The following is a 12,186-nucleotide window of genomic DNA, read 5'->3' as shown; positions in this document are numbered from 1 at the left end:
GCGAACTCGAATTTACTATTCCGATGCTAACGGATTTGATATAACATCAATTCTAAAAAGGGACAGGGCAATGCCCTGTCCCTACCCGTTTACTTCCAGGCTGTGCCTGAGAAAGAATATTTTATTGAGGAAGAGCCTCAAGTCCGCCTCGTGGGAATCTCGGAAAATTAGTGAATTTTCCAGCTTTTCATTGCTATTTTTTACCGATCAGCAGAGCTGCAGGAAAGTAACTGAGAGCGTCACCAATTGCCAAAGTACTGTTACTTTCTACCGCCTGATTTGTAATTGCATCTTTCCAAACCGACGGCATTTGCTCGGATAATTTCAAATTAGTATCTTTCCAAACTTGTTTGCCGATCGGCATTTCTTCCGGTTTGACAATTCCCGTCAAAAACCGGGGAGCAATGACAATAACTGTAGTCTCTCCAAAGCTTCTGGCAAAGGCAACAACATTATCTTTAAAAGTGCCAACGGCTTCCAGGGGCAGATAATCGCCAGATTGAAAAACTTGCAAGTATTTTTTTCTCGCTTCTAGCGCTCTTGCCGTCAAAAACAACTTAATTCTCGCGTCTTCTCGCGTCGCAATCAAATCTTCAACCAGTTGCAAAATATCCGTCTGAGCTTGTTCTTTAATTTCCCGCAAAACCTCGATTCTGCGCTCAAAATCCACGGGACGGCGGTTATCGGGATCGACGTGGCTTAAATCCCAGAATTCCGTCCCTTGATAAATGTCGGGAACGCCCGGAGCCGTGATTTTCAGCAGCGTTTGAGATAAAGAATTGAAAATTCCGTAATTAGCTACTTTTTTACAGAAAGGTGTAAATTTGTTGAGAAACTGATTTTGTTCCGAAGGTTCGAGAACGGTATCGACAAAGGTCATAAAACCAGCTTCGTAATCGTTATCCGGTCTCAGCCAAGCCGTATAAACTTTTGCTTCGCGGACAGCTTTAATCACATAATCTTTCAGGCGATCGACATAATCAGTGTTTTCAATTCCCTCAAAGGGAAAACTGCCGAGCAGAGTTTGGTACAGGAAGTATTCGTCATTAGTATCTGGAACCATTCGATTCGCAAAGTTGACTTTCTTAGAAGAGTTTACCTCTCTCCAAGACCTGACTTGCTGTTCCCATTCATCGGGAATTTCTGACAAAACGTTTATTCTGGCTCGCACATCTTCGCCGCGTTTGGTATCGTGGGTAGCTGTAGCATTCATTTTGTGCGGCCAAGCGACTTGCTGTTGTTTGTTGAACTCGTGAAAATCTCCCAGCGACACGCCGAACTGACTGGGATTTCCTCCCACTTCGTTGAGGGATAAAAGCCGATAGTAGACGTATAAAAGCGTGTCTTCAACGCCTTTTGCCATTAATGGGCCCGTCAACTGCTGGAGTTTCATTACAAAGTGCCGACGCTGCTCTTTTTGTTCTGGTGTTAGAGTTTCTTCTTCTTCCAGTAACAGCACCGTTTCGATAAATTTAAGTTCCTTGAGGAGTCGGGGTGCTTGTTGTTTGGCATGGGCGATCGCATATTGTACGTAAGTGCGATCGGACTCTCTCAAACCGTCTTGATTGATGTAAGTTCGGTAGACTGGAAAAATTGTCAAAACAGCCGCCAATGCTTTTTCCAAACCGGGACGAGTAAAGTCATTTCCCTGTCTCGACTGACCGGAGATATTCTTCAAAAGTTGAGCTAGATTGTCTACATCTCCCGCCAAGTTTTTCTCAACAATCAGTCCTTTTTTATCTAAAAATAACTGTTCATAGGGAACATTCAAGCGAGTAAATCTCTGATATATTTCGCTAAATTGCTGTTCGCGATCGCACCGACAAAAAACGCCGTTTACGTAATTCAAAAAGTCGTAGCCGCTCGTTCCCTCAATTGGCCAATATGACGGCAAATCTTCTTCGTGTTCCAGAATTTTTTCAACAGTAATGTAAGTATCTCCGACCTTCTCCCGGAGCCGTTTCAAATATTCTGTGGGGTCGTAAAGCCCGTCGATGTGGTCGATTCTCAATCCGGTAAACTTTCCCTCATCAACCATGTCGAATATCAGAGCATGGTTTTTGTGAAAAACTTTAATCTCTTCAACTTTTACCGAAATAAGCTCGTTGACCGTAAAAAACCTTCGGTAGTTAATTTCTTCTGCCCCCACTTTCCAGAAAGACAGACGGTAAAACTGCTCGGAAAGCAAATCGTCTAGCAGATTAAAGCTTTCGGCATTCCCCTTTTCTCCGTTAAAAACTTTGATATTTTCATCAATGAATTCCTGTACAAGGGGATTTTGGTTGTAGAGTTCCCACAGCAGCCCTTTGACAAAAGCTATCTGATCGTATCGGGTTTTACCTTTAGTTTCTGAAGGTGTATTTTTAATCAAATAAAGAATTCCTAAAAACTTGATAAAATCTGGATGGCGTCTGCCTAATTCTCTGGCTAAATGCCCCAAATTATGACTAATAAATTTAGCATAAGATTCAATTCTTACGGGCAATTGTAAGCTATAATAATTGATGCTCAGCCCATTTTCGCTGTATTTGAGTTGAATCTCGCCATTTTCCAAACACTCTCCATAAAAATTGCCCAGCAGCGGAGCCAGCACTCGACCTCTGAGATGTTCGTAAGCATGATTCCATTCAATATCAAAGTAATCGAAATAGTCGGAATCTGGCCCGTGTTCCAATACGTCTAACAGCAGCAAATTTTGAGTGTCGTAAGCCATGTGGTTCGGGACAATATCTTGCAGCCATCCCATGTTCCGTTTCTTGATTTCGTATGTGAGGGCTTCAAAATTTTCTGAAGTTCCCAATTCGGGATTGAGCTGATTTGAGTCAACGACATCGTATCCGTGAGAGCTGCCTTTTCTGGCTTTAAATATCGGTGAAGCGTAAAGGTCGGTAATTCCTAAATCTTCTAGATAGCTAAGGATTTGTTTGGCGGCTTCAAAGTTAAAACCTCCATGAAATTGAATCCGATAAGTTGTTGTGGGAATTCTCATCATGTTAATTTTACTCCTGGTTTTTTAGGGTTTTCTCTTTTAATATATGAGGCAGAGCCTCCTCTACTGCATTCCCCGGCAGAGGCCATTGGTGTCAACTTAAGACTGAAACCCCTGATAAATCTCGCTTTTAACCCAGTCTCGATCCCCCTAAATCCCCCTTAATAAGGGGGACTTTGATAAGATTCCTGTCCCCCCCTTATTAAGGGGGGCTAGGGGGGATCGAGCCCTAATCGTCAGACAGCAGACCGATACTACGTTTAACGTTAAGTTGTCACCAATGGGCAGAGGCTGGGAACGAGAGAGGCTCTGCCTCCCGTTTCTTGTTAGACTACATTCCGCGGCGTAGCCTGAGAACGAACGAGAGAGGTTCTGCCTCCTGTTGCTTGTTCCTAGGCTCTGCCTGGGAGCGCCTGTATTTGAGGCTCTGCCTCCCGTTTTAATTACTCTAATTCATAGAGTGCAAAACTATGCGGTTTAATGGTCAATTTTTGCTCTGAAGTTATCTTTTCAGGCAAGCTAGAACCTGAACCCATCCATTTTTCATCAGCAGAGTCTAAAATTTTGTGACCGTTGCCTTGGGGCAGTGCAGCCGTAAAAGCAACATCTTGCGTGTTGAAGTTTAGAATGCAGAATATCTGGCTGTCATCTGTCCAGCGACGTAGAAATAAGATTTTTTCCGCTTCAATGCTGGACACTTCTAGACTGTTTTTGTCGAGTTTTTTAAGCGCTGGTATTGTCCGCCGCAGCTGAATCAAATGTTGGTGCCATTCCCAAAGGATTTTGTGTTTGCCTTCGGTTTGTTTTTCCCAGTTTAACTTACACTTATCGAAAGTCTCAGGACTCTGGGGGTCGTGAAACTTGCCTCGGCCTTCAAAGATTTTAAATTCTTGTTGTTTGTCCTTGCGGATAGCTTCAATTAAGTTTTCGTCCGAGTGGGAAACGAAGTAAAAAAACGGTGCTTCTTCTCCGTATTCTTCTCCCATAAAAAAGAAGGGAATGTAGGGAGAAATTAAGACGGTGCCGGCTGCGAGTTTCAATCCTTCAAAGTCAACTATTTTGGATAGTCTGTCTCCCAAAATTCGGTTGCCGATTTGGTCGTGGGTTTGGGCAAAAACCAGAAATTTATGACCCGGTTCATCCTTAACAGAATTGCCGTGTCTCCGCTTTCTGTGGGGGGCGTACTGGCCGGAGTAAACAAAGCTTTCTTTGAATGCTTTTTCTAAGTGTTCGCACTTGCCGAAATCTTGGTAGTATCGGTCGTTTTCTCCGGTGAGCAAGGCGTGCAGTGCGTGGTGGAAATCATCGCACCATTGGGCGTCTAATCCGAAGCCACCGAGTTCTTTAGGACGTATTGTGCGGACATCATTTAAGTCACTTTCGGCTATTAAGTAAAGTTGCCGTCCTAGTTCTTGGGAAATATCGGCTGTGGCATCGGATAGTTCTTGTAAAAAAGGTCTTGCACCGACTTCAAATATTGCTTGAATTGCATCTAATCTCAGGGCATCGATGTGATAATCTCGAAACCAGTAGAGGGCGTTTTCAATAAAGTAGTTGCGTACGCCGTCGCTGTAGGCATCGTCGAAGTTTAAGGGGTCTCCCCAAATCGAGCCGTATTTTGATGTAAAGTAGGGGCCGAAGTCCCTGAGATAATTTCCTTCGGGGCCGAGGTGGTTGTAAACTACATCGAGAATTACTGAAATACCGTGTTCGTGGCAGGCGTTGACGAGTGTTTTGAAGCCTTCGGGGCCGCCGTAGGAGTTTTGAACCGCGTAGGGATATACGCCGTCATATCCCCAGTTTCTATCGCCAGGAAATTGGGCTACTGGCATTATTTCGATGGCGTTGATTCCCAATTCTTTAAGTTGTTTTAGCTGGGGAATTATTGTTTCAAATGTTCCGGCTTGGGTGAAAGTGCCGACGTGCAGTTCGTAAATAATCATTTCGGCTAGTGGCACGCCTTGCCAATTTGTGTCAGTCCAAGTAAAAATATTTTCATCTATTACTTGCGACGGAGCGTGTACGCCTTGGGGTTGATATTTTGAGGCTGGGTCTGGTCGGTCGGTTTTTCCTTCGATTTGGTAAGTGTAAAGGGTTCCTGGTTCGATGTCTGTAGCTGTGGTTCGCCAATAACCTTCTGCCGATTGTTCCAGAGGTATCAGGCGTTTTTTTGGGGAAACAATTTGGACTGCCATTTGTTTGAGGGTGGGCGCCCAAACGGTAAATTCACATTGGTTATTGCCGAGGTAATTTGCTCCTATCTTCACTTTGAGCTGTTCTCCTTATAAAATAGGTTGGTGGTTCGATCGCCCGACGCGCTATCAAATGCTTGCCCTTAACGTTCAGCGCCTGTTTAGACGGTAATATTACTTAATATAACAAACAACTAACTTTAGACAGAGGCATCAAAGGGGAAAATTGGGTAAGGGGCAAAATTAGCGGTTGGTTAGGCTTAAATTAGAGCAGGAATCGGCACGGGGCCGATCGCCAAATTAGCGGCCTGCAAGCGTTAATATTTCTGGTTGATATCATGTCGAAAATCTACCTAAAGGTAGGTCAAAAATCAGCGCGAGTGTGGACTTTATGGTTATGGCTTTTGGACGGGAAATCTGCTGCAATCTCGACTCGGCGGAATCTCGCGAGTGGTTGGTCACAAACGGGATCGGCGGTTACGCTAGCGGGACGATCGCAAATCTCCTCACCCGCCGCTATCACGGCTTGCTGGTAGCTGCCCTCAAACCCCCGCTGGGACGCACTTTGATGCTCGCCAAGCTGGACGAGACGGCTGTGTATAACGATCACGCATATCCGCTTTATACAAACCGCTGGGCCGACGCGACGATGGAACCCCACGGCTACAAATACATCGAAAGCTTTCACCTCGAAGGCACGACGCCTGTTTGGAGGTTTGCTCTCGCGGACGCTATCCTGGAAAAGCGAATTTGGATGCAGCAAGGTGCTAACACAACATATATTCAATACCGCCTGCACCGTGCCTCACAACCGATCGCCCTCGCTGTCAAAGCCCTAGTCAACTACCGCGACTACCACCACACGACGAGCGTCGGCGACTGGCCGATGAGCCTACAGACCTTAGAAAGCGGGGTTTGCGTGACTGCATTTCCCAAGTCTGTACCCCTGTACCTGCTGACGGATGCCGAACCAGAGGCCAACTTTCGAGTTTCTACGCCTTTATACAATTGGCATTACGGATTTGACCTAGCAGCCGAAAAGCGGCGCGGATTGGACTGCTGCGAGGATCACTTGCACGCGGCGACTTTTCACATGACGATCGCACCGGGAAGTTCTCTCACATTGATAGCCAGCACCGAGAAAAATACCGAACTCAACGGCGGTACAGCTTTAGAAGAGCGCCGCACTTATGACCAACAACTGCTGCAAAACTGGTCAAAAGTGAGCGAATCTCCCGACTGGATCAATCACTTAGTGCTCGCAGCCGACCAATTTATCGTCAGCCGCCCGCTACCGGAGGAACCCGCAGGCAAAACGATTATCGCTGGATATCCCTGGTTCAGCGACTGGGGGCGCGACACGACGATCGCCCTACCCGGTCTCACAATCTGTACGGGGCGATGGGAAATTGCGCGATCGATTTTGCAGACATTTGCGCGGTATGTCGATCGGGGAATGCTGCCGAACCGCTTCCCGGATGCGGGCGGCGCACCGGAATACAACACCGCAGACGCCACTCTGTGGTACTTTGAGGCAATTCGCGCTTATATCGATGCCACTGGGGACGAGGAACTTTTGAGGGAACTCTGGCCTACTTTATGTGAGATTGTAGATTGGCACATACAGGGAACTCGGTATAATATCCGCCTCGATCCCGATGACGGTTTAATCTACGCGGGCGAAAAGGGTGTGCAACTGACTTGGATGGACGCGAAAATCGGCGATTGGGTGGTGACGCCTCGGATTGGTAAGCCGATCGAACTCAGCGCGCTTTGGTACAATGCTATACAAGCTATGGCAAGTTTTGCTCGAAAATTGGGCAAGCCTCACAACGAATACCAGCAATTGGGCGATCGAACAGCCGCTGGATTCCCTCGCTTCTGGAACGCCTCAACCGGTTACTGTTACGACGTTCTCGACGGCCCCGACGGACACGATCCCTCCCTGCGCCCCAACCAAATATTCGCCGTTTCCCTGCCCCTAGACTCGATTCCTCCTCACTCCGCCAACTCCTTGTCAGCGGGGATGTGCCAGGAAACCCGCTATACACCGTTACTGACGCCCATCCAGCAGCGCGGCGTGGTGGACGGCTGCGCTCAACAGCTTCTGACTTCTGTCGGCCTCCGCAGCCTCTCGCCGCAGCACCCGCAATATCGCGGCGCATACGGAGGCGACCAATTGCAGCGCGACAGCGCCTACCACCAGGGCACAGTTTGGGGCTGGCTGATTGGCCCGTTTGTCTTGGCGCACTTGCACGTATACAAAAACCCAGCACAAGCGAGCGAATTCCTGGAACCCATGGCACATCATATAAAAGCCGGCGGAGTTGGCAGTCTGGGCGAAATTTTTGAAGGCGACGCCCCCCACTCGCCTCGGGGTTGCACGGCTCAAGCTTGGACTGTGGCTGAGGTGCTGCGGTCTTGGTTGGCAATTAATACTGTGGGTGTTTAAATGGGGAATGTTATCTTTGGTGGAAAAAGAGATTTATGGCATTATTATTAGCGGGCGATATTGGCGGAACTAAGACTATTTTGCGCTTAGTGGAAAGGACTGTTAACGGTGAAATGAATGCTCTTTACGAGTTTCGCTATCCGAGCGGGGAGTTTCCCGATTTAGTACCGATGGTGCAGCAGTTTTTGACGGAAGCTGCTATGAAATTGGATTTTGCGCCATTGCCTGAAAAAGCTTGTTTTGCGATCGCAGGCCCGGTGGTTAATAACACTGCAAAACTGACTAATTTGCCTTGGAGGCTGGATGCGAAACGTCTGGAACAGGAATTAGGAATATCACACGTTAGTTTAATTAATGATTTTGTCGCTGTTGGCTACGGCGTGTGCGGTTTGGATGCTACAGATTTGCAGACTTTGCAAGTTGGAAAACCCCGACAAGACGCTCCAATTGCTGTGATTGGTGCGGGTACTGGTTTGGGAAATTGTTTTGCTATTCCCGACGTAAATGGGGTGAGGGTTTTTTCTTCGGAAGGGGGACACGGTGACTTTGCGCCGCGATCGGAGTTAGAGTTTGAATTGCTGAATTATTTGTTGGCAAAACACGACATTCCCAGAATATCGATCGAGCGAGTCGTTTCGGGACAGGGAATTGTGGCAATTTACCAGTTTTTGCGGGACAGAAAATTTGCGCCGGAATCAGCGGAGGTAGGAGAAATTATCAAACAATGGGAGTCAGAAGTCGGGAAAACTGAGAAGACTGTCGATCCGGGGGCGACAATTGCACAGGCGGCACTCAAAAAGTGCGATCGGCTTTCCGAACAAACAATGCAAATGTTTGTAGAAGCTTACGGCGCTGTCGCAGGAAATATGGCTGTGTCACTTTTACCTTACGGTGGTTTGTACATAGCTGGCGGCATCGCTCCTAAAATTTTGCCACTGATTCAAGAAGGGGGTTTTATGCGAGCTTTTACCCACAAAGGCCGGATGGATTCGCTGTTAGAAATGATGCCGGTGAGATTGGTTTTAAATGATAATGTAGGGTTAATTGGAGCCGCAGTTTGTGCGGCCGGTCTTTAGTTAATAATTGTATGGTGCGTCAGCTTTAAGCTTCTAGATTGTTGAAGAAATAACGCTCTGCTGGCGCACCATATTTAGGTAGAGTTATGTCATCTTCAAAATCTTCTCAGCCGCACTTTCAGATACCGGCATCACCGATAACCGATTGCCTTTCCTCACCAGCAAAATCTCATCAGCACTAAACTTTTGTTTCAGTTCATCCAAAGATATTAACTTAGCAAACTCTTCAACAAACTCCACTTTCACAGTTTGCCAGCGAGGAGCATCAAACTGCGATTTAGGGTCATAATATCCGCTATTCATATCAAACTGACTCGGATCAGCAATCCCAGATTCAATGACGCGCATTAACCCGGCAATTCCCGGTATTTGAGTATTAGAATGGTAAAAAAATACTAAATCTCCCCGACTCATTTCTCGCATAAAATTGCGCGCTTGATAGTTGCGAACGCCATCCCAAATGGAAGTGCGATCGCCCTTCAAATCCGCAATACTATAAACATCCGGTTCCGACTTCATCAGCCAATAATTCATACAATCTATTCGCTTGGGTTAGCCAAATATTCTTTAATTTTCTCTAAACACTGCTGCATAGCTTTTTGCATAAAAATCTGAACGAGCAACAACCCAACGGGATAGAATACCGGAGAAGTCAGCATAAAATAAAACTCCCAATCAATCCGAGTTCCCTTTGCTGTGGCAGTGAAATTCCAATCTCCGCCACCAGACTCAATGAGTAGAGAAATCGGAAACTTAAACCCTCTAACCAGTCGGTAGGCTTGTCTTTCTGGCTTTTTGAAAGTAATGATTTCTTCATCAATCACCGAAGTGTCAGCATTTTCTATCCGCCGCACGCCGCCTTCACGCATTTCTCCACCATCTGCCATCTCAGCTTTAATAATTGCTGGAATTGGGCCATATCCGCGAAAGACTTTGGGCAGATTTGATAGGGACGTAACAAAATCAAAGACTACTTCAGGCGATGCAGCAATTTCTACTACTGCGTTGGTTTTAACTAACATTTATCTCTCCAATGATCTGATTTGATAAGGAACTGTGAGTTAAAAAGGCGTAATTTTAATTATAAAATATCCTTGCGCTTCTGCAACCACAGAGTCAACATCAAATAAACGAAAATATGCACGCACAAAATACCCCAGTTTAAACCCAAATTTTCCCAGGTTGGGTCGTAAACAGGAGTAGGCTCAAACGGCTGAGGAAGCGTACTCCCATCCGGTAATGTAGTAGGCGCGGGAACCATCCCATTCACATTAACTAAAGAGCCGTAAGCACCCACAGACCAGCGGCTTAACATCAGCCAAGAAAACTTGCTCGCCGCACCTTCCATCTTAAACAAAACTCCCGAAAAAATAATCTGAGGCAGCAATAAGAGAGGTAAAGCGCTATTAGCTTGAGAGCTATTTTTAACAATCGCGGAAACGACTAATCCGAGACTTATGCAGCTCATCAAAGTTAGGAATGTGGTAATAGTTGCCCCCATCGCCCAGGAAATCAAACTCGGTTCGGGGGATTTAAAAGCAATCAGGATAACTCCTACCATTAACAGCGTTTGCAATACTGCCAAACCCGAAAGTATAAAAATTTTTGAACCTAAATAAGCAAATAATCCTAAATTGACCAAACGTTCTCGCAAATAAATAGCAGATTCTTTAACAATTTCTTGCAGAGAAGTTGCCAGTCCTACCCAAATAGCCGCACAGGTAAATACAAATAAAACTCTGAGCGCTAAAGGTGCTAAAGTTGCCTCCGGTGCGCCAATTAATGGGTCTTTATCTCTGACGGCTAGCCGCAGCAAACTAATGCCGATCGGAGCCGTTAAAAGAGCTAAACTCAAGTTAACTAAGTCGCGGGAAATAAGCTTAAAATAGCGCTGGGCGAGCAAAACGAGTTGTTTTACAAAAGATACAGATTTTGGCACAGAAGGTGCAGAGGGTGTTTTTCCACCGGGGTTGCCGATGCTGAAGTGGTTGACAATATAGCGCTGATAGTAGGGAGATTGTTTAAACTTTTCTGCCCAGCTTTGAACGTTGTTTTCTCCTGTTTCTAATTCGTTGTAAATGTCTGCAAAATCGCTTGTTTTGACATCGAAAAAATCGAGCGCTTCCCTAGGCGGGCCGAAGTAACAAAGGCGTCCGCCGCGACCCATAAAAACAATTCGATCGCACATCGTGATATTTGCCGTCGCGTGAGTCACCAGAATCACCGTCCGGCCTTGATTTGCCAACTTTCGCAGCAGTTGCATCATCTTCTTATCCAAACCCGGATCGAGTCCTGAAGTCGGTTCGTCTAAAAAGAAAAGTTTCGGATCGGCTAACAGTTCAACTCCGATACTGACCCGCTTCCGCTGTCCGCCGCTAAGCTGTTTTACCAAAGCCTTGCGGCGGTGAGTCATTTCAATATCTTCTAAAGTTTTTGCGACTACCTGCTTGACATCTGTATCGGGAGGTAAGCGCAATTTAGCTGCATAACTCAAAACTTCTTCTACTGTCAAATCTGCGTGCACAATATCATCTTGAGGCACGTAACCGATTTGATTGCGGTAAATATTAAAGTTTTGGCGCAGGTTGTCGCCATTGAGAAACACAGCGCCGTTAGTAGTTTTTTCGATGCCTAAAAGCGTCCGCATTAAAGTAGATTTGCCAGCGCCGCTACCGCCGACTAAAGCCACAAACTGCCCCGGTTCGATCGCCAAAGTGATGTTATCCAAACGCTTCGGAATCACCAGACTGTCAGCATCCAAACGAATTTGATGGCCGGAGTCTTGCATCTGCAACTCACCGCTGCGGTAAGTTAGAGTAAACGGGCCGATCCGAATTGCATCTCCCTCGGACAACTGTACAGAATTTGTCACTCGCTGACCGTTAACAAAAACCCCGTTAACGCTGTGGTCTCGCAAAATATAATTACCGCGACTGTCTTGGTCGATTGTGGCGTGGCGTCTAGAAACAAGCGGGGCATCTAATTGCAGCGAAGCGTTTGGATCGCGGCCCAACAAAACCGACCGATTCTTAAGAAGAATTGACTGCTTGCTAGGGACAGCAACCTGATTCGCCAGCGGATTAAAATAACTCAGCAAAACTTGATTTTGAGGATCGAGACCGATTTTAATTTCTGTGCCGTTTTTCAGACAATAACCGTCATTGGGAGTGATGCGAGTGCGATCGACAAATAAGCCATTAGTGCTCGGCCGCTGCCCGTCACCGTCGTAAATCCAGTAATTATCCCCAATTTGGCGCAAAACACCGTGAACGCCGGAAACTGCCCGCCAAGCATCCGGAATGACTAAATCAGCACGAGTGCGATCGCGCCCCAATACGTGCTGCTGCTGTTTTAACTCTAACTGTAAAACCTCGCCTTGATTGCTTAATACTATATACGGTCGATCGCTTAAAGCAGTCAGTTGTCCTATATTGCCTGTCATACTTTAATGGCGGTTTTTGCACTCACTTTTGTCAG

Annotated in this window: 7 protein-coding genes; 2 read left to right on the top strand and 5 right to left on the bottom strand. The window is 46.4% G+C overall.

Features of this window, described 5'->3' with window-relative positions; all coding sequences use genetic code 11:
• Window positions 1–193: 193 nt before the first annotated feature.
• Together treY and treZ are read right to left on the bottom strand one after the other, a co-directional pair.
• Window positions 194–2,989, bottom strand: a complete 2,796-nt coding sequence (gene treY, locus Q5691_RS17735) for a malto-oligosyltrehalose synthase (RefSeq protein ID WP_333210856.1) — start codon at window positions 2,987–2,989, stop codon at window positions 194–196.
• A 443-nt stretch (window positions 2,990–3,432) separates the two neighbouring features.
• Window positions 3,433–5,256: a malto-oligosyltrehalose trehalohydrolase gene (gene treZ, locus Q5691_RS17730; protein ID WP_333310726.1), complete on the bottom strand. Its 1,824-nt coding sequence runs from the start codon at window positions 5,254–5,256 to the stop codon at window positions 3,433–3,435.
• Window positions 5,257–5,572: 316 nt separating this feature from the next.
• Here treZ and Q5691_RS17725 point away from each other — a divergent pair, with 316 nt between their 5' ends.
• Window positions 5,573–7,633 (top strand): amylo-alpha-1,6-glucosidase, encoded by a 2,061-nt coding sequence (locus tag Q5691_RS17725; protein ID WP_333345963.1) that lies wholly within the window; start codon window positions 5,573–5,575, stop codon window positions 7,631–7,633.
• 35 nt (window positions 7,634–7,668) lie between these two features.
• Window positions 7,669–8,709, top strand: a complete 1,041-nt coding sequence (locus tag Q5691_RS17720; RefSeq protein WP_333310722.1) for a glucokinase — start codon at window positions 7,669–7,671, stop codon at window positions 8,707–8,709.
• A gap of 84 nt (window positions 8,710–8,793) precedes the next feature.
• Here Q5691_RS17720 and Q5691_RS17715 read toward each other — a convergent pair whose 3' ends face one another.
• From Q5691_RS17715 to Q5691_RS17705, 3 genes are read right to left on the bottom strand one after another with little or no spacing between them, the layout of a single operon-like run.
• Window positions 8,794–9,243 (bottom strand): EVE domain-containing protein, encoded by a 450-nt coding sequence (locus tag Q5691_RS17715; RefSeq protein WP_333210795.1) that lies wholly within the window; start codon window positions 9,241–9,243, stop codon window positions 8,794–8,796.
• 5 nt (window positions 9,244–9,248) lie between these two features.
• Window positions 9,249–9,731 carry an SRPBCC family protein gene (locus tag Q5691_RS17710; protein ID WP_333210796.1) on the bottom strand — a complete coding sequence of 161 codons (483 nt, stop codon included), beginning with the start codon at window positions 9,729–9,731 and terminating at the stop codon, window positions 9,249–9,251.
• Window positions 9,732–9,790: 59 nt separating this feature from the next.
• Window positions 9,791–12,151 (bottom strand): FHA domain-containing protein, encoded by a 2,361-nt coding sequence (locus tag Q5691_RS17705; protein WP_333345960.1) that lies wholly within the window; start codon window positions 12,149–12,151, stop codon window positions 9,791–9,793.
• Window positions 12,152–12,186 lie beyond the last annotated feature (35 nt).

This window comes from Microcoleus sp. w1-18aA5 (assembly GCF_036701705.1).
Taxonomy (GTDB): domain Bacteria; phylum Cyanobacteriota; class Cyanobacteriia; order Cyanobacteriales; family Microcoleaceae; genus Microcoleus.
Note: the sequence above shows the minus strand (reverse complement) of the source record. Positions and strands in the feature narration are given on the sequence as shown.

Bases quoted from the DNA above. Each gene is read 5' to 3' on its own strand.
- treY (WP_333210856.1), bottom strand. From the start codon at position 2,989: ATGAGAATTCCCACAACAACTTATCGGATTCAATTTCATGGAGGTTTT.
- Q5691_RS17725 (WP_333345963.1), top strand. From the start codon at position 5,573: ATGGTTATGGCTTTTGGACGGGAAATCTGCTGCAATCTCGACTCGGCG.
- Q5691_RS17720 (WP_333310722.1), top strand. From the start codon at position 7,669: ATGGCATTATTATTAGCGGGCGATATTGGCGGAACTAAGACTATTTTG.
- Q5691_RS17715 (WP_333210795.1), bottom strand. From the start codon at position 9,243: ATGAATTATTGGCTGATGAAGTCGGAACCGGATGTTTATAGTATTGCG.
- Q5691_RS17710 (WP_333210796.1), bottom strand. From the start codon at position 9,731: ATGTTAGTTAAAACCAACGCAGTAGTAGAAATTGCTGCATCGCCTGAA.
- Q5691_RS17705 (WP_333345960.1), bottom strand. From the start codon at position 12,151: ATGACAGGCAATATAGGACAACTGACTGCTTTAAGCGATCGACCGTAT.